At 71.1% G+C, this 17,728-nt stretch carries 17 protein-coding genes; 4 read left to right on the forward strand and 13 right to left on the reverse strand.

The annotated features are described in order from the left end of the window. Positions 1–74: 74 nt before the first annotated feature. Positions 75–674: a sigma-70 family RNA polymerase sigma factor gene (locus tag ABZ260_RS26435; RefSeq protein ID WP_355553882.1), complete on the reverse strand. Its 600-nt coding sequence runs from the start codon at positions 672–674 to the stop codon at positions 75–77. Between the two features lie 638 nt (positions 675–1,312). Further along, a complete protein-coding gene (locus tag ABZ260_RS26440) occupies positions 1,313–2,332 on the reverse strand; it encodes an iron-siderophore ABC transporter substrate-binding protein (protein ID WP_355622841.1) in 1,020 nt (339 codons plus the stop codon). A gap of 100 nt (positions 2,333–2,432) precedes the next feature. On the opposite strand from ABZ260_RS26440, the gene ABZ260_RS26445 reads away from it, so the two are divergent. Genes ABZ260_RS26445 through ABZ260_RS26455 form a run of 3 tightly spaced genes read left to right on the forward strand, consistent with a single transcriptional unit; the run spans position 2,433 to position 5,352 of the window. Continuing rightward, positions 2,433–3,485, forward strand: coding sequence for an iron ABC transporter permease (locus tag ABZ260_RS26445; protein ID WP_355622844.1), 1,053 nt, complete (start codon positions 2,433–2,435; stop codon positions 3,483–3,485). Continuing rightward, entirely contained in the window at positions 3,482–4,561 is a 1,080-nt protein-coding gene (locus ABZ260_RS26450; protein WP_355622847.1) for an iron chelate uptake ABC transporter family permease subunit, read from the forward strand. Before ABZ260_RS26445 ends, ABZ260_RS26450 begins: the two co-directional genes overlap by 4 nt. Beyond that, the gene (locus tag ABZ260_RS26455; RefSeq protein WP_355622850.1) at positions 4,558–5,352 is read left to right on the forward strand and encodes an ABC transporter ATP-binding protein; all 795 of its coding nucleotides are present in this window, start codon (positions 4,558–4,560) and stop codon (positions 5,350–5,352) included. Before ABZ260_RS26450 ends, ABZ260_RS26455 begins: the two co-directional genes overlap by 4 nt. A 121-nt stretch (positions 5,353–5,473) precedes the next feature. Here the strand turns inward: ABZ260_RS26455 and ftsY are convergent, their stop codons facing one another. Further along, positions 5,474–6,655 (reverse strand): signal recognition particle-docking protein FtsY, encoded by a 1,182-nt coding sequence (ftsY, locus tag ABZ260_RS26460; protein WP_355553896.1) that lies wholly within the window; start codon positions 6,653–6,655, stop codon positions 5,474–5,476. Positions 6,656–6,961: 306 nt separating this feature from the next. Next, positions 6,962–10,648 carry a chromosome segregation protein SMC gene (gene smc / locus ABZ260_RS26465; protein WP_355622853.1) on the reverse strand — a complete coding sequence of 1,229 codons (3,687 nt, stop codon included), beginning with the start codon at positions 10,646–10,648 and terminating at the stop codon, positions 6,962–6,964. Between the two features lie 163 nt (positions 10,649–10,811). On the opposite strand from smc, the gene ABZ260_RS26470 reads away from it, so the two are divergent. Further along, the gene (locus tag ABZ260_RS26470; RefSeq protein ID WP_355622856.1) at positions 10,812–11,606 is read left to right on the forward strand and encodes a dienelactone hydrolase family protein; all 795 of its coding nucleotides are present in this window, start codon (positions 10,812–10,814) and stop codon (positions 11,604–11,606) included. 90 nt (positions 11,607–11,696) lie between these two features. On the opposite strand, the gene ABZ260_RS26475 is transcribed toward ABZ260_RS26470, so the two are convergent. The 9 genes from ABZ260_RS26475 to ABZ260_RS26515 form a co-directional block, all read right to left on the reverse strand. Continuing rightward, positions 11,697–11,891 carry a hypothetical protein gene (locus ABZ260_RS26475; protein ID WP_084195478.1) on the reverse strand — a complete coding sequence of 65 codons (195 nt, stop codon included), beginning with the start codon at positions 11,889–11,891 and terminating at the stop codon, positions 11,697–11,699. Positions 11,892–12,082: 191 nt separating this feature from the next. Next, entirely contained in the window at positions 12,083–12,358 is a 276-nt protein-coding gene (locus ABZ260_RS26480; RefSeq protein ID WP_355622859.1) for an acylphosphatase, read from the reverse strand. After that, on the reverse strand, positions 12,355–13,221 hold the full coding sequence (mutM, locus tag ABZ260_RS26485) for a bifunctional DNA-formamidopyrimidine glycosylase/DNA-(apurinic or apyrimidinic site) lyase (RefSeq protein WP_350914820.1): 867 nt from the start codon (positions 13,219–13,221) through the stop codon (positions 12,355–12,357). The genes ABZ260_RS26480 and mutM overlap by 4 nt, the downstream gene beginning before the upstream one ends. A 22-nt stretch (positions 13,222–13,243) precedes the next feature. Continuing rightward, positions 13,244–13,915, reverse strand: a complete 672-nt coding sequence (gene rnc, locus ABZ260_RS26490) for a ribonuclease III (RefSeq protein ID WP_350914927.1) — start codon at positions 13,913–13,915, stop codon at positions 13,244–13,246. Positions 13,916–14,181: 266 nt separating this feature from the next. After that, on the reverse strand, positions 14,182–14,361 hold the full coding sequence (rpmF, locus tag ABZ260_RS26495; protein ID WP_012894381.1) for a 50S ribosomal protein L32: 180 nt from the start codon (positions 14,359–14,361) through the stop codon (positions 14,182–14,184). A 1-nt stretch (position 14,362) separates the two neighbouring features. Further along, positions 14,363–14,917 carry a YceD family protein gene (locus tag ABZ260_RS26500; protein WP_350914817.1) on the reverse strand — a complete coding sequence of 185 codons (555 nt, stop codon included), beginning with the start codon at positions 14,915–14,917 and terminating at the stop codon, positions 14,363–14,365. 66 nt (positions 14,918–14,983) lie between these two features. Continuing rightward, positions 14,984–15,460 (reverse strand): pantetheine-phosphate adenylyltransferase, encoded by a 477-nt coding sequence (gene coaD / locus ABZ260_RS26505; RefSeq protein WP_030913570.1) that lies wholly within the window; start codon positions 15,458–15,460, stop codon positions 14,984–14,986. A 16-nt stretch (positions 15,461–15,476) separates the two neighbouring features. Next, positions 15,477–16,055, reverse strand: a complete 579-nt coding sequence (gene rsmD, locus ABZ260_RS26510) for a 16S rRNA (guanine(966)-N(2))-methyltransferase RsmD (RefSeq protein ID WP_355622864.1) — start codon at positions 16,053–16,055, stop codon at positions 15,477–15,479. A 493-nt stretch (positions 16,056–16,548) separates the two neighbouring features. Next, positions 16,549–17,728, reverse strand: a 1,180-nt coding sequence (locus tag ABZ260_RS26515; protein ID WP_355622867.1) for a helicase-related protein, incomplete at its 5' end; no start/stop codon positions are given.

Genomic DNA, 17,728 nt, shown 5'->3' on the forward strand with positions numbered 1-17,728 from the left:
ACTCAGGCAACCTGGGCCTGCTCGATTGCCGAGCCCGACAGGCCCGTCCGCCCCATCGCCACCGCAAAAACGACTCAGGCCACCTGGGCCTGCTCGATGGCCGAGCGGAGGCCGCCCTCCTCGCGGGCGTAGTCCTCAAGCATGGTGCGGAGCTGGCGGCGACCCCGGTGGAGGCGGGACATGACCGTGCCGATGGGGGTGCCCATCCGCTCGGCGATCTCCTTGTAGGCGAAGCCCTCGACGTCGGCCAGGTAGACGGCGACCCGGAAGTCCTCGGGCAGGGCACGCAGGGCGTTCATGACCGCGCTGTCCGGCAGCTGCTCCAGCGCCTCGGTCTCGGCGGACTTGAGACCGCTGGACGTGTGGGACTCGGCGGCGGCGAGCTGCCAGTCCTCGATCTCCTCGGCGGCCGAGAGCTTGGGCGAGCGCTGCTTCTTGCGGTAGTCGTTGATGAAGTTGTTGGTCAGGATGCGGTGCAGCCACGCCTTGAGGTTGGTGCCCTCGCGGAACTGGTGGTACGAGGTGAACGCCTTGGTGACGGTCTCCTGGACCAGGTCCTCCGCATCGGCGGTGTTGCGGGTCAGGCGCATCGCGGACGCGTAGAGCTGGCTGGTGACCGGCACGACGTCGCGCTCGAACCAGTCCTGGCGTTGCTCTTCCGTCATCGTGATCATTGGATCCCCCTCGTGCTTTTCCCCCCGCTACCGCCCGGCGAGACTGTGCTACACCCTTTCTGACGGCGTAGCCGATGCTCGCAGGCACCCCGTAAGGGGGCCGTTAAAAGCCCTGCGTGATCGGGAGACTGCTCGCTGACTGCGCCAACGGCGGGTACGACACGCCCTACAGCCGAACAAGTATCAATATCGTAACATCGTTCTCCGGATTCAGTCGAAGGTGTGTCTATCATCACATAACCCCAGGTAGCAATAACTTTCGGGTTAGGAAAAATGTCAACCACCACGCCCCCTGGACCCGCCGCCGGGCCGGGGCCTGCGCCCGCAGAAGTTCCGAGACCCATCTCCACGTCTCCCCGCTTCCCACGCGTTGGGGACTTAATCACCACTTGGAAGACGGCCCGGCGCCCCTGGCGGTTCACCGCCCGCTCTCCCTGGCGGACACGGCTCGTACCGTGGTCGCCTCCGAGTATGTGATGCGCGGGTACCTGAAATTGATCAGTGTTTGAGCAGGCGCCGCTCGGGGGCGCGTTCCCGTCGCGGACCGGCCGCGACAGGCGGGGACCGGCACGGCGCGTCGGCCCCGTGCCGGTCCCGGCGCCGGAAGGCGGGACAGGCGTCCCGCCCCTACCCGCCGGTCAGCCGGCCCTGGCCGGGTCGACCTCGAAGATCTTGGCGAGGTCGTCGAGGATGGCGTGCGCGCCCTGGATGCCGACGGCGCTCATCCAGATGGTGTCGCTGACGTCGTGCTTGGCGCCCTTGAGCTTGCCCCAGAGCGGGTTGGCCTCGAACTTCTCCTTGACCGGCCCGACCGCCGGGTCCTCGTAGGCCGCGACGAAGATGTGGTCGGCGTCGAGCTGGGAGATGTTCTCCTGGCTGATCGGAACCATGATCGTGTCGGTCACGGTCGGCTGGTCCTCGGGACGCGGGAAGCCGACGTCCTTGAGCACCAGGCCCGAGTAGGAGTTCTCCACGTACAGCCGGACCGTCGGCTCACCCGCGAAGCGGGCGACGGAGACGGTGGGCAGCCTGCCCTCCTTGGCCTTGATGGACTCACCGATCCGGACGGCGCGGTCCTGGTACTCCTTGATCTTCTGCTCGGCGAGGTCCTCCTTGCCCAGGGCCTGGCCCACGAGCCTGAGGTTCTCCTTCCAGATGGCCCCGGTGGTCTCGCTGAACACCGTCGGCGCGATCTGCGACAGCTTGTCGTACAGCGCCTCGTGGCGGACCTTGGCCGAGACGATCAGGTCGGGCTTGAGCTCGAGGATCCGCTCCAGGCTGGGCTGCTCCAGGGTCCCGACCGAGGTGGCCTCCTTGGCGTGGCCGAGGACCGGGGTCAGGTAGTCGGGGAGCTCCCCTTCGATCCCCCGGTAACTGGTGAAACCGACGACCTCGGTCTCCAGGGTCAGCACCGCGTCGACGAAGCTCTGGTCGAGGGCCACGACCCGCTTGGGCTGGGCGGGGATCGTCGCCTCTCCCATGACGTGCTTCACGGTCCTGGGGAAGGCGGCCGTGTCGCTCGCCGCGGGGGCCGCGGACGCGCCGGAGGTCTCCGCGGCGGTCGCGGAGGTCTCCGAGGTGCTCGATCCGCAGGCGGCGAGACCCGCGGACAGCGCGACTCCCACCACTCCGACGGCCAGGGCGCGCAGTGCTCTCATGTTCCTGGATCTCCTCACAAAGTTTAGGCAAGCCTTATTTAGCTTAGCCATACCTAAACTGGCATACTCAGCATCGATCACGCAAAAAAGGGGAGGTCAGGTGATCAATACGACGTCCGTCCCACGGGCCGCCCCGCCCGGCACCGTCCGGAGAACCCACAACCGCCGCCTCCTCGTGCTGGGCGGACTGCTCGCGCTCCTGGCGACGACGGTCACGCTGAGCCTCGCGTTCGGCGCCAAACCGATCCCGCCGGCCGACGTCTGGCACGCGCTCACCGGCCCCACCGGCACCGAGAACGACATCATCGTCCGGTCGCTGCGCATCCCCCGAACCGCCATCGGCGTCATGGCCGGGATCGCCCTCGGCGTCGCGGGCGCCCTCATGCAGGGCCACACCCGCAACCCGCTGGCCGACCCGGGACTGCTCGGCGTCACCCAGGGTGCGGCCTTCGCCATGGTCCTCAGCATCGTGGTCCTGGGGGTCGGCAGCCCGTACGGCTACATCTGGTTCGGCCTCGCCGGTGCCCTCATCGCCAGCGCCGGGGTGTTCGCCCTCGGCATGGCCGGTGGCCGGGGCGGCCCCACGCCGGTGACCCTGGCCCTCGCGGGCACCGCCGTCAGCGCCTTCCTTTACGGGCTCACCTCGGCGCTGGTGCTGCTGGACGAACAGGCCATGGACACCTTCCGCTTCTGGCAACTGGGGTCGATAGCGGCCAGGGGCGCGGACGTGGCCTGGCAGGTGCTCCCCTTCATCGCCGTCGGCCTGATCACGGCCCTGGTCAACGCGCCCGGCCTCAACGCGCTCTCCCTGGGCGAGGACGTCGCCCGCGCGCTCGGCCAGAACATCGCCCTGACCCGCGCCGTCGGCATCATCGCCATCACCCTGCTCAGCGGCGCCTCCGTGGCGGTCTGCGGCGCGCTGGCCTTCGTCGGCCTGATCGTCCCGCACCTCACCCGGCCGCTCTCCGGCCCCGACCACCGCTGGCTGCTGCCGTACTCCGGCCTGGCGGGCGCCTCGGCCCTGCTCCTCGCCGACGTCATCGGCCGCGTGGTGGCCCATCCCGGCGAGCTGGAGGTGGGTGTGGTCCTCGCCCTCGCGGGCGCGCCGTTCTTCATAGCCCTGGTACGGCGCAGAAGGCCGGTGCGGCTGTGACCTCCACCGCGCCCCCGGACCTCGTGAGCAGGCGAGCGCTGCGCATCGGCCCCGCCTCCTGGCTGCTCCGGCCGCGCTCCGTCGCCGCCGCACTGGCGCTGCTGGGCACAACGGTGCTGCTCATGGCGCTCAGCATGCGCCTCGGCGACATCCCGATGAGCCTCTCCGAGGTCTTCCGCGCCATCACCGGCGACGGGCCCGACCATTTCGTCGTCATGCAACTCCGGCTTCCCCGCGCGCTGACCGGCGCCGGAGTCGGCGCGGCGCTCGCCCTGTCCGGGGCGATCGTCCAGGCCATCGCCCGCAACCCGCTGGCCAGCCCGGACATCCTGGGCGTCACCACCGGCGCCAGCGTGACCGTGGTCGCGGTCATCGTGGCGGCGGGAAACACCTGGGGCGGCGTGAGCGGCGTCCTCGCCGAGGCGGGCGTCCCCGCGGCGGCCCTGCTCGGCGGCCTGATCGGCGCGCTGACCGTCTACCTGCTGGCCTGGCGCAAAGGCATGGACGGCTACCGGCTGGTCCTGGTCGGCATCGGCGTCTCGGCGATCTGCACCAACCTCAAGTTCTGGCTGCTGACCGTCGGCGACGTCAACGACAGCAGCCGGGCCATGGTCTGGATCAGCGGCTCGCTGAACGGCCGGGGCTGGGAGCACGTGGTGCCGGTCGTGATCGCGCTGGCCGTGCTCGTCCCACCGGCGTTGCTCGGCACCGCCTCACTCGGCGCGCTGCGCTTCGGCGACGACACCGTGACCGGCCTGGGGGTGCGGATGAACCTCACCAGGGGACTGATGATCCTCGCGGCCGTACTCCTCGCGGCGGCGGCGACCGCCTCCGCCGGGCCGATCGCGTTCGTCGCCCTGGCCGCACCGCAGATCGCACTGCGCCTGGCCGGGGTGGCACAGCCCCCGCTGGTCGTCTCGGCCCTGGCCGGCGCGGTCCTCACCGTCGGCGCGGACCTGGTCGCCAGGACCGCGTTCAGCCCCGTCGAGCTGCCGGTGGGCGTGGTCACCGGAGTCATCGGCGCCCCCTACCTGATCTATCTCCTCATCCGTGTGCGCAGGAAGGCCCGTACGTGAGACTCCAGGCCGTTGACCTCAAGCTGGGGTACGGGGACCGCGTCGTCGTCGACGGCCTCGACCTCGGGATCGAGACCGGGACGGTGACCGCCGTCATCGGGCCGAACGGGTGCGGCAAGTCCACGCTGCTGCGCGCCATGGGGCGGCTGCTCAAGCCGTCCGGCGGCGAGGTACTGCTGGACGGCAAGCGCATCGACAGGATGCCCAGCAGGGAGGTCGCCAGGATCCTGGGCGTGCTGCCCCAGTCCCCCTCGGCACCCGAGGGGCTGACCGTCGCCGATCTGGTCTCCAGGGGGCGGCACCCGCACCAGACCTGGTACCGGCAGTGGTCGTCCGACGACGAGTCCGCGGTCGACGCGGCCCTGGCCATGACCGGCCTGCTCGACCTGGGCGACCGCCCGCTGGACGAGCTGTCAGGCGGGCAGCGGCAGCGGGCCTGGATCTCCATGGCCCTCGCCCAGGGCACCGACCTGCTGCTGCTCGACGAGCCGACGACCTTCCTCGACCTCGCCCACCAGATCGAGGTGCTGGAACTGGTACGCAGGCTCCACGGCGAACTGGGCCGCACCGTGGTGATGGTCCTGCACGACCTGAATCTCGCCGCCCGCTACGCCGACCGCCTGGTGGCCATGCGGGACGGCAGGGTCGTCGCCGCCGGCCCCCCGCCCGAGGTGCTCACCGAGGCCCTGCTGGCGGAGGTCTTCGAGCTGGACGCCAAGGTCATCGAGGACCCGGTGGCCGGCACCCCGCTGGTCGTCCCCATCGGCACCCGGTCCCACGTCCCGCGCTGAGGGCGGGCGCGGCGGGGCTCGGGCCGGCCTCACCCGCTGAGGAGCGTGTCCACGAAGACCCCGGGATCGAACCGGACCACGCCGGCCGGCCTCCCCATGAGACCGACCGGCCCGGCGGGACTCACCCCCCGAGGAGCGTGTCCACGAAGACCTCGGGGTCGAACGGGGCGAGGTCGTCGGGCCCCTCGCCGAGACCGACCAGCTTGACCGGGACGCCCAGCTCGCGCTGGACGGAGATGATGATGCCGCCCTTGGCGGTGCCGTCGAGCTTGGTCAGGGCGATGCCGGTGATGTTGACCACCTCGGCGAACACCTGGGCCTGGCGCATGCCGTTCTGGCCCGTGGTGGCGTCGAGGACGAGCAGGACCTCGTCGACGGTGGCCTTCTTCTCGATGACGCGCTTGACCTTGCCGAGCTCGTCCATCAGGCCGGTCTTGGTGTGCAGCCGCCCGGCGGTGTCGACGATCACCACGTCGGCCTTCTCGCCGATGCCCTCGGCAACGGCGTCGAAGGCCACCGAGGCGGGGTCGCCGCCCTCCGGGCCGCGTACCACCGCGGCTCCGACCCGGTCTCCCCAGGTCTGCAGCTGGTCGGCGGCGGCGGCACGGAAGGTGTCGGCGGCGCCCAGCACGACCTTGCCGCCGTCGCCGATGAGGACGCGCGCCAGCTTGCCGGTGGTGGTGGTCTTGCCGGTGCCGTTGACCCCGACCACGAGGACCACCGCGGGACGCTCACCGTGCGGCTTGACGTGCAGCGTACGGTCCATGTCGGTACCGATCTGGGCGAGCAGCTGCTCCCTGAGCAGGGCGCGCGCCTCCTCGGGTGTCCGGCTGCCCAGCACCTTCACCCGGGTACGCAGCTCGTCGACCATCGCCCGGGTCGGCGCCACGCCGACGTCCGCGGTGATCAGGGTCTCCTCGATCTCGTCCCAGGCGTCGTCGTCGAGACGGTCACGGGAGAGCAGCTCCAGGAGCCCCTTGCCCAGGGTGCTCTGCGACCGGGCCAGCCGGGCGCGGAGCCGCACCATCCGGCCGGCGGACGGCGGCGGGATCTCGATCTCCGGGATGACGGCGGCCTCGGGCTCGACCGGCCTGGCCGGCGGCGGCACGGTGGTCGTCGCCTCGTCGTCCATGACCGCGCCCCTGCCGGGGGCCCGCGTCTCCTCGGGGGCCGGCGGCGCCTCGGGCGCCTCGACCCGCGGCGGCGCGCTGGTGCCCCCCCTCCTGAACAGCAGGAGCATGCCGCCGGCCGCCAGCAGGGCGACGACGACGATGATCGCGATTATGCCGAGATAGGCTTCCACAAGACCACAGTTTTCCAGACGCCCCGGGATGCTCCGACCTCAAGGGGTCCGGACGGGTTCGCGGTCCCTCACCGTCGGTCACCACCTCATCGCGCGGACCGCCCTGGACCGTCCGCGAAAACCCGGACGGACCCGCGGCCCCTGACCACCTCCGAGCACCGGAACGGGCTCACGACCTCCCGGCCCCGCACCGCCCCGGCCCTCCGGGACCACCCCCGGAAACCCGGGCAGGCTCGCGACCTCCCACCGCTTCATCCCGAGGGCGGCCCCGGACCACCACACGGACCCTCCGGAAACCCGGAGGATTCAGGCGGACTCGTTCTCCCTCAGGCGCTGGCTGATGACCTGGGTGACGCCGTCCCCACGCATCGACACGCCGTACAGCGCGTCGGCGATCTCCATGGTGCGCTTCTGGTGGGTGATGATGATGATCTGCGAGGTCTGCCTGAGCTCCTCGAAGAGGGTGAGCAGGCGCTGGGTGTTGGTGTCGTCCAGCGCGGCCTCGACCTCGTCCATCACGTAGAACGGCGAGGGCCGCGCCTTGAAGATGGACACGAGGAACGCCACCGCGGTCAGCGACCGCTCGCCACCGGACAGCAGCGACAGCCGCTTGACCTTCTTGCCCGGCGGCCGGGCCTCGACCTCGACACCGGTGGTCAGCATGTCCTCCGGGTCGGTGAGCAGCAGCCTGCCCTCACCTCCGGGGAACACTCGCGTGAAGATCGTCTCGAACTCGCGGGCCACGTCCGCGAAGGCGGCGCCGAAGACCTGCTCGACCCGCTCGTCGACCTCCTTGACCACGAGCAGCAGGTCGCGGCGGGTCTTCTTGAGGTCTTCCAGCTGCGAGGTGAGAAACGAGTGCCGCTCCTCAAGGGCCGCGAACTCCTCGAGCGCGAGCGGGTTGACCTTGCCGAGCTGGGCCATCTGCCGGTCGGCCACCCTGGCCCGTTTGAGCTGCTCCTCGCGGTCGTAGGGGACGGGCTCGCCGTCCGCCGTCGGAACCGGCTCGCCGGGGCCGTACTCGGCGATGAGGGTGTCCGCCTCGACGCCGTACTCCTCCACCGCCCGCTCCTGGAGCTGCTCCAGGCGGAGCCGCTGCTCGGTGCGGGCCACCTCGCTGCCGTGTGCCCGGTTGACCAGCTTGTCCAGTTCACCGGTGAGCTCACGGACCCGGATCCTGACCGCCTTGAGCGAGGCGTCGATCTGCCCGCGGGCCCGCTCCGCCTCGTCGCGCTCTCCCGCGGCGGCGGCCAGGGAGGTCTCCAGCGTGCGCAGCGCCAGCTCCGCGCCCCTGACGACCGCCTGGGCCGTCCGAGCCTGCTCGCGCCGCCGCTCCCTGCGCTCGGCCGCCCTGGACCTCTCCTCGCGCTCGCGCTCCGCGGCGCGGGTCAGCTCCTCCGCCCTGCCGTCGATGCCCCTGACCCGCTCCTCCGCCGTCCGTACCGTGAGGCGGGCCTCCATCTCGTCCTGCCTGGCCGTCGCGCAGATCTCGGCGAGCTCGCCGCGGTGGTCGGTGCTGGGCTCGCTCTGTCGCTCCTCGGCACCCACGGCCGCGGCGAGCCGCTCCTCCAGCTCGGCGAGGCCGGCCGCGTCGCGGTCCCGCGCCTCCTCGGCGGCCCGTACGCCCGCGGCCAGGCGCTCGCACTCGTCGCGGGCCGCCCTGGCGGCGGCGTCCAGCTGGGCGAGCCGCCTGGCCACCGCGGCGACCTTCTGGTCCGCGTCGCGTTGTCTCGCCCTGACCCGGTCCAGGGCGGCCTGTGCCGCGTTGACCCCGGCCTGTCTGTTCTGCACTCCCGTCTGTGCCTCGGCGACCCGCGCCTGGGCGGTCTCGACCGCGAGCTGCGCCTCTCCCTCGGCCTCCGCGGTCTCCTCCAGCTCCGTCGCCGCAAGCTCGGCGGCGCCCCTGGCCTCGGCCAGGTCGGCGGTCGCCTCGTCGAGCGCGGCCCGCATCTGAATGGCGGAGGTGGCGCCCGCCGAACCGCCGCCGACGGCGGCGTGGGCACCCAGGAGGTCGCCGGAGCGGGTCACGGCCCGCAGCCCGGGATACTGCTCGACCGTCTTCCTCGCGGTCGCGAGATCGTCCACGACCAGCACGCCCGCCAGCAGGTGGGTGGCGGCGGCCCGCAGCTCGGTGGAGACCGTGACCAGGTCGATCGCCCACTCCGCGCCCGCCTGCGGCACCTGGCCCGGCGGGACCGCCGCTTCACCGGCGGCGATGACGAGGCCGGCCTGGCCGCCGTCGCGGCCCCGGAGGAACTCGATGGCGTCGGCCGCGCTCTGCAGCGACTCGACGGCGACGGCCTCGGCGGCGGCCCCGAGCACGGCGGCGACGGCCACCTCGGCACCGGGCCGCACCGACAGCATGGTCGCCACCGGCCCGAGCACCCCGGCCAGGTCGGCGGCGAGCAGCGCGGCGCCACCGTCGGCACCACCGGCCAGGCCCAGCTCCAGCGCCTCGAACCTGGCCTCCAGCGCGGCCACCTGGCGCTGCGCCTGCTGGTCGGCCTTGCGTGCCGCGGCGAGGGCGGCCCGGGCGGCGCCGAGCGCGGCGTTCGGGCCCGCGACGGCCGCCTTGGCCTCCTCGACCCCGGCCCTGGCCGACTCGACGGACTCCCTGGCCTGCTCGACCGTCTCCAGGGCGATCTCCAGCTCCTCGGCGAGGGCCGGATCGGCGGCCGGTTCGGCCAGCTCCTGGCTGTCGTGCTCGGCGCGGGCCTCCTCGGCGCGCTGTTCGGCCTCCTCCAGCGAGCGCCGCAACCGGCCGATCTCCTCCTCGGCGGCCCCCGCCCGGCTGCGCGCCGCCCCGACCTGCCCCCTGAGCCTGGCCAGGCCCTCGCGCCGGTCGGCGGCGGCCCTGGCCTCCGCGGCCAGCCGCCGCTCCTCCGCGGCGAGTGCGGCCTCGGTCTCGGTGCGCCTGGCCACGGTTTCCGCGAGCGACTCCCGCTCCCCCTCGAGCAGCTCGACCAGGACCCGCTCCTGCTCGCGGACCTCCTCGGCCTCACGTTCGAAGTCCTCCGGGTCGCGCCCCCGCCGCTCCACCGCGGTGTCGGTGGCGTGCCGGTGCCGCTCGGCGGCGAGTCCCGCCAGGCCCCTGAGGCGCTCGCGAAGGGAGGAGAGCCGGAAGAACGTCTCCTGCGCGGCGGCCAGCCGCGGCTGGGCCTCGGCCTCGGCGGCCTCCAGCTCGGCCTCGGCGGCCTGGCCCTGCTCCAGCTCGGTCTCCACAGCGGTGCGGCGGGCGAGGACCGCCGCCTCGTCGGCCATCTCCCGTTCCAGGGTGGTCCGCAGGGTGAGCACGTCGTCGGCGAGCAGCCGGAGCCTGGCGTCGCGGAGGTCCGCCTGGATGACGGCGGCCTTGCGGGCGATCTCGGCCTGGCGGCCCAGCGGTTTGAGCTGGCGGCGCAGCTCGGTGGTGAGATCCTGTACCCGGGTCATGTTGGCCTGCATCGCGTCGAGCTTCCGCAGCGCCTTCTCCTTGCGCTTGCGGTGCTTCAGGACGCCTGCGGCCTCCTCGATGAACGCCCGGCGCTCCTCGGGTCCCGCGTGCAGCACCTGGTCGAGCTGGCCCTGGCCGACGATGACGTGCATCTCGCGGCCGATGCCGGAGTCGGACAGCAGCTCCTGGATGTCGAGCAGGCGGCAGGTGTCGCCGTTGATGGCGTACTCGCTCTGGCCGGCCCTGAACATCAGGCGGCTGATCGTCACCTCGGTGTAGTCGATCGGGAGCATGCCGTCGGTGTTGTCGATGGTCAGCGTGACCTCGGCGCGGCCCAGCGGTGCCCGCGAGGAGGTGCCGGCGAAGATGACGTCCTCCATCTTGCCGCCGCGCAACGACTTGGCGCTGTGCTCCCCCATGACCCAGGCCAGGGCGTCGACCACGTTGGACTTGCCGGATCCGTTGGGGCCGACGACCGCGGTGATGCCCGGCTCGAAGCGGAGCGTGGTGGCCGAGGCGAAGGACTTGAAACCGCGCAGGGTAAGGGTCTTGAGATACAAAGAGAGCCCCCCATTCACGGTGCGGCCGCGCCGGCCCGCGTATCACGCGCCGTGCCCCGGGCGCCGATGAACGCGTCTTCCCTGTCACCCCACGGCTTCGCCAACGCGGGAAGACTACCGTTCTTCACCCGCACCCGCCCGCACACCGCCTATGGTGCCCTGCATGAACGCGGAACGCGGTGCTGACGGAGCTCCGTCACGCCCATCGAGCGGCAGGGGTCATCTCGGGCGGCGCGCCTTCCTGGTGGGCGGCGGGCTGACCGCGCTGGGCCTCGGCGGCGCCGCGCTGGCGGCCGGCCCGGACGGCATCAGGGGGGCGTACGCCCAGATCGTCTGCGGCGCGGTCCCCGCGCCCCCGGTGACGTCTCCTGGAACGCTCCAGCGCAGCCAGGTCGACCGGCGCCGGGTCATCGTCGGGATGCCTCCGGGGGCGACGGACGGGCTGCCTGTGGTGATCATGCTTCACGGGGCCGCGGGTGATGCGCGCACGCCGTTCGACGTCTACGCGATCGACCGCTACCTGGCCGCCGGGGGCGGGCGCTTCGCGCTGGCCTCCATCGACGACTGGCCCTCCGCCGACATCCCGGGCACCCTGCTGCCCTACCTGAGCATGAACGGGATGGACACCGCGAAGATCGGGCTGATGGGCTGGTCGGCGGGCGGCGCGGGGGCGCTGAGACTGGCCGCGGAGCTGGGCCCCGCACAGGTGGGGGCGGTCGTCGCGGCGTCGCCGGCGGTGAGCGCGGCGCAGGCGCCGCTGCGCGAACTCGTGAACATCCCGGTCTGGCTGGGGTGTGGGGAGCGCGACGCGTGGGCACGGCAGACCCAGACCATGCTGAAGGCCCTGAAGGCACTGGGTGCCACCGCCGAGGGAGGGATCAGCGAAGGATGCCAGGACACGGCCTATCGCCGCAGGGTGTTACCCGAGCAGCTGGCCTTCCTCGCACGACATATATGAAAGATAGGACATATATGACGTAAATAACATATATGACAAGGGACGCCCCGGTGAGGCGTCCCCGGACAGTGTGTTTCCGCCCCGACCCCGTTAGGTGAGAGCCGGCTCGCGATCCTGCAGACGGTTGAACTCCTCGTCGCGGGCACTTGCCGCGAGTTCGTCGTTCTGGGCCTGGAGCCGGGTGAGCTCTCCCTCGAGATCACGGATGCGCTGCTGGAGACGACGCATTTCCGAGACCATACGAGGGTCGGGACCGCCGACGTGGCCTAGTAGAGCCTTCGCCATAGTAAAGGGTCCTCCACGCTGAGTGACCAGACTGGTTCGCGCACTTCTTTGCCGCGGGAGGGGTGCGCGTGGTTCTTTGTCAAGAGTCGCACCGGTGAGGGAGGCGGTCAAGCTGAACGCTCCGAATGGATGCACCAGTAGGCACTCTCGACAGTCAACTATACCGTATTTTGGGCGGTTTAGGAAAGTGGTCAGCGCTCGACAAAACCCTCAAGACCGCCTTTGGCCTCGCTCCAACGTTCGACGACCCCGTCCACCCTGCCGGGCGTCTCACCGCCCCTGAGCAGCTCAAGCAGCATCGCGCACGACTTCTCGGGCCCCTGCGCGACCACCTCGACCCGGCCGTCGGCCGTGTTGCGCGCCCAGCCGGCCAGGCCGAGCTCCAGCGCCCTGGACCGCGTCCACCAGCGAAAACCCACACCCTGCACACGACCCCTGACCCAGGCGGTCAGTCGCACGTCCGTCACGCCGCGGCCCTCCTCGGCCTGGGCTGGCAGCGAGGGCAGCTGTAGGAGGAACGGTTCATGAACGACTCGCGAACGATCGGGGCACCGCACCGCGGGCAGGGCTCGTCGCGCCTGCCGTAGACCGCGAGGGAACGGTCGAAGTAACCGCTCTCACCATTGACATTCACGTAAAGACTGTCGAAAGATGTGCCGCCCTCGGCCAGTGCGGCGGACATCACCTCCCTGGCGGCGCCCAGCAACTCGGCGATCTTCGGCTTGGTCAGCGCTCCGGTGGGCCGGGCGCCGTGCAGCCTGGCCCGCCAGAGAGCCTCGTCGGCGTAGATGTTGCCGACACCGCTGATCAGCGACTGGTCCAGCAGCGCGCGCTTGACCTCGGTCTGCCGGGCACGCAGCCGGCGGGCGAAGGCCTCGTCGTCGAAATGCCCCTCGAACGGGTCGGCCGCGATGTGCGCGATCGGTTCGGGCACCGTCCGGCCGCCGGCCCGGATCATGGCGGTCACCAGCACGTGGCCGAAGGTCCGCTGGTCGACGAAGCGCAGCTCCGGGCCACCGTCGGTGAAGCCGATCCGGACGCGCAGGTGCTTCTCCGGCGCCGTGTCCGGCTCCACGACCAGCAGCTGGCCGCTCATCCCGAGGTGCGCCAGGATGGCGTCGGGGCCGTCCAGCGGCAGCCAGAGGTACTTACCCCTGCGCTCCGCCGCACCGACGGTGCGGCCCTTCAACCGGGTGGAGAACTCCTCCGCTCCGGGAAGGTGCCGTCTGATCGCCCTCGGGTGGAGCACCTCGGCGTGGGCGACGACCCTGCCGGAAACCCACCGCTCCAGGCCACGGCGTACCACCTCGACCTCGGGCAGTTCGGGCATGCACCCCTCCTTGGTCGACGGGTCAGCCGGCTTCGCGTCTGTCGCGGTCCTGGCGGATCCTGTTCCAGGCCGCCTCTGCGGCCTGCTGCTCGGCTTCCTTCTTCGAGCGGCCGGATCCCGAACCATACCCCTCTCCGCCGACGCGAACGACCGCGGTGAAGGACTTGGCGTGGTCGGGGCCGCTCTCCTCGACATGGTATTCGGGCACGCCGAGCGACTCGGACGCGGTGAGCTCCTGCAGGGAGGTCTTCCAGTCGAGCCCGGCGCCGAGCGAGGCGGAGCGGGTGATGAGGGGGTCGAAGAGCAGGTGGACGACGCGGAACGCCTCGTCCAGACCCCTGTTCACGTAGATCGCGCCGATGAGCGCCTCAAGGGTGTCCGCGAGGATCGAGGACTTGTCGCGCCCCCCGGTACCCTCCTCACCCCGGCCGAGCCGCAGGAAGCGGCCCAGGCCCAGCGAGCGGGCCACGTCGGCGAGGGCGCGCATGTTCACCACCGCGGCCCTGAGCTTGGCCAGCTGCCCCTCGGGCAGGTCGGGGTGGTTGCGGTAGAGGGTGTCGGTGACGACCAGGCCCAGCACCGAGTCGCCCAGGAACTCCAGGCGCTCGTTGGTCGGCAGGCCGCCGTTCTCGTACGCGTAGGAGCGGTGCGTCAGCGCACGCTCCAGGATGGCGACGTCCAGGCGCACCGACAGAAGGCGCTCAAGCTCGTCCCTGACGAACTCGACGGCGACCGGTTTGACACTCGTACCCACGGTTTCTCCTCGCACGCTCTCTCATCGAATGCGCGATGGCGAAGAAACGAGAGATGCCCGAAGATGTGGTGGGCGCCGGGAGGGCACGCGTTCTACCGCGAACCCCGGCGTCCACCACAACCGCGGGCGGACCGCCATCGCAGGGTGGGCGGACGGTGACGCCGACCGGGCGGGAGCCCGGCCGGCATCCGTCTGTCAGACTGCGATCAGGCGGAGGGCTCGATCACCTGACGGCGGTTGTAGGTGCCGCAGGTCGGGCACGCCACGTGCGGACGCTTCGGCGAGCGGCACTGGGGGCAGCTCACGAGCGAAACCGCGGCGGCCTTCCACTGCGACCTGCGGGAGCGAGTGTTGCTCCGCGACATCTTGCGCTTGGGGACAGCCACGTCAGCTCTCCTGATCGTTGTTATGTTCCGGAATCAGACCCTGCAGCTTCGCCCAGCGGGCGTCGATCACCTCGTGGCCGTGATCAGGCTCGGCGTCTGCCAGCCTGACCCCGCACTCCACGCAGAGTCCGGCGCAGTCCTCACTGCAGACCGGGCTCAACGGCAGTGTGAGCACCACCGCGTCGCGAAACGCGGGTTCGAGGTCGAGAAGTTCACCGTCGAGAAGCGAGTCACCCTCGGCAGCATCCTCTGCCGAGTAGAAGAACAGCTCCTGGAAGCCCACCTCGGCTTGCGAGATGACCGGCTCCAGGCAGCGTGCGCACTCCCCCCGCAGCGGGGCTTGCGCAGTGCCCGTGACGAGCACACCCTCCATGACCGCCTCAAGCCGGATGTCCAGCTCGACTTCGGCGTCCTTGGGAACGCCGATCATGTCGACGCCGATGTCCGCCGGTGCCGGGAGAACGAGGTCCATCCGCCGCATCGACCCTGGTCGTCGCCCCAGGTCATGGGTAGAGATCACCCATGGGGCTCGGGGGTCAAGGTTGGGATGAGTCATTTCGCTCTCGTTAGGCATGGCGCATCATCGCCATCGTGCAAGGCCGAAACAAGAGAATAGCAGGGCCTAGCCCCTGAGCCGTTCTACCAGGAGTTCCTGGACAAGATCGGGAACCAGCCCGGCCACACTCCCACCATACTTGACGATCTCCTTGATGCGGCTGGAAGACAGGAAGGAGACCTCGGGCCCGGTGGCCATGAACAGGGTCTCCACCCCTGACATCCGGTAGTTGAGCTGCGCCATCTGGAGCTCGTAGTCGAAGTCGCTGATCGCGCGCAGGCCCTTCACGATGGCGGGGATCTCCTGCTGTCTGCAGTAGTCGACCAGGAGGCCGTGGAACTTGTCCACGCGGACGTTCCCGTACTCCTTGGTGACCGTCTGGAGAGTCTGGATACGTTCGTCCACCGTGAAGAGGCTCTTCTTCTCGATGTTGATCAGTACGGCTACGACGACCTCGTCGTACTGCCGGGAAGCCCGGCCGATGATGTCCAGATGACCGTTCGTGACGGGATCGAAGGATCCCGGACAGACAACGCGACGCAAGGTGGACTCCCTGCTCTTAAGGATTCCCGGCGGCGCGACCGTACCAAACGGACGCTTCGCCGTAACGACGGACCCTCTCCTCTTCGTACCCCTCAGGCCAGCGGAGGTCCCTTCCCCGGCTCTCCCGTTCCACCGCGACGAGCGCGTCCTCGGCCAGCCAGCCTCGGTCGCGCAGCAGTTCGAGCACCGTCCCCACCTCCTCGTCGCCCAGCACGTACGGCGGGTCGGCGAGGACGAGGTCGTACGGCTCCCCGGTGTCCCCGATACCCCTGGCCAGCAGCCGCTCAACCCTGTCGGCGGCGACCTCGGCCCCGGGCAGCCCCAGCGAGGTGACGTTCTGCCTGATCGTCCGGATCGCCCTGGCGTCCGACTCCACGAGAAGCACCCGGGCGGCCCCCCGGGAGAGCGCCTCAAGCCCGAGCGCGCCCGAGCCCGCGTAGAGGTCGAGCACCCGGCACCCCTCCAGCGGGCCGATCAGCGACCCCACCGTGGAGAAGATCCCCTCCCTGGCCCTGTCGCTCGTGGGGCGGGTCCCCCGCCCCGGCGGCACTGCCAGCCGCCGCCCCCCTGCGCTTCCCGCGATGACTCGGCTCACCCGGCCATCCTCTCAGTGCCGCCGCCCGGTGCCGTCGGCCACCGCCCGCACCCGTCCCCGCCCCCGGTTCCAACGCCGGTTCCGACGCCGGTCCCCGGAGGCCCTCAGATGCGCCGGGCGCAGCACGGCGTGTCGCGACGCATCACATAACCGCAGGTCAAAAGGGTCCTGGTAGGTGATCTAGGTCAAGAGTGGGCAAGGAGTGGCGACGAAAGCGTAAGGGTCGTTCCGTCAGGTGCCGGTCCCTTGCATGATGATTCCTGCGGCCTCCAAGTGACCCAGGGGGAGGCCGACCGGCGTGATCGTGAGCCCTTCCGCACGCCGGTGCTCTCGGCACCTGACCCGGGAGTGGGCCCAGGCGGGGACGGCATTCGGGGGGAGGCCGTCCCCGCAGTTGGGCACAGAGCGTCCGCCGGCCACGGCGCGGCCACCGACCACAGCCGCGAAACCCCGCGGCGTCCACCGCCCCGCCGGGCATCGCCTCCGCCGGTCGTCAGGTCTTCTCCAGGTACTCGGCGCGCTCGTCCGCCAGGAGCCTGTCGATCTCCGCGCGGAGCACGGGGTGCCCCGCCAACTCGGGGTCGGCCTCCAGCATCGCCTCGGCGTCCAGGCGCGCGGCGTGGATGACGTCCTCGTCGCGGAGGAGCCTGAGCATCTTCAGCGACGACCTGCGCCCCGACTGGGCCACCCCGAGCACATCACCCTCCCTGCGCTGTTCCAGGTCGACACGGGACAGCTCAAAGCCGTCCAGGGTGGCCGCCACGGCGTCGAGCCGCGCCCTGGCGGGCGTGCCGCCGGGGGAGTCGGTCACCAGCAGGCAGAGACCGGGCAGCCCGCCACGGCCGACCCGGCCGCGGAGCTGGTGGAGCTGCGAGACGCCGAACCTGTCCGCGTCCATGATGACCATGACCGAGGAGTTGGGGACGTCGACGCCGACCTCGATGACCGTGGTCGCCACCAGCACGTCGATCTCTCCCCTGGTGAACGCCTTCATCACCGCGTCCTTCTCCTCGGGAGGGAGCTTGCCGTGGAGCACCTCCGTGCGGAGCCCCAGCAGCGGCCCCCGCGAGAGCGTCTCGGCCACGTCGAGCACCGCCAGCGGCGGCCTGCGCTCGTCGTCGGCCTTCGACATGTCGCCCTCGTCGCCCTCCAGGTCGCCGATGCGCGGGCACACGATGTAGGCCTGGCGGCCCAGCCCGATCTCCTCGCGCAGCCGGGTCCAGGCGCGGTCGAGGAAGTGCGGCTTCTCCGCGGCGGGAACCACGTGCGTGGTGATCGGGGCACGCCCGGAGGGCAGCTGGGAGAGCGTGGAGACCGTGAGATCACCGAAGACCGTCATGGCGACCGTGCGGGGGATGGGGGTGGCGGTCATGACGAGCACGTGCGGGCGGCCGCCCCCGGCCTTCTCGCGGAGCGCGTCGCGCTGCTCGACGCCGAACCTGTGCTGCTCGTCGACCACGACCAGGCCGAGATCGGCGAACTGGACCCGCTCCTGCAGGACCGCGTGGGTGCCGACGACGATGCCCGCCGCGCCCGAGGCCGCGTCGAGCATGGCCGAGCGGCGGGCCGCGGCGCCCAGCGAGCCGGTCAGCAGGGCGACCGCGGTGCCGCCGAACATGTAGGCGGCGTAGAGGCTGTCCACATGGGTTCCGTCGGTGACCCGGTAGTACCGG

This window comes from Streptosporangium sp. NPDC006013 (assembly GCF_040614275.1).
Taxonomy (GTDB): domain Bacteria; phylum Actinomycetota; class Actinomycetes; order Streptosporangiales; family Streptosporangiaceae; genus Streptosporangium.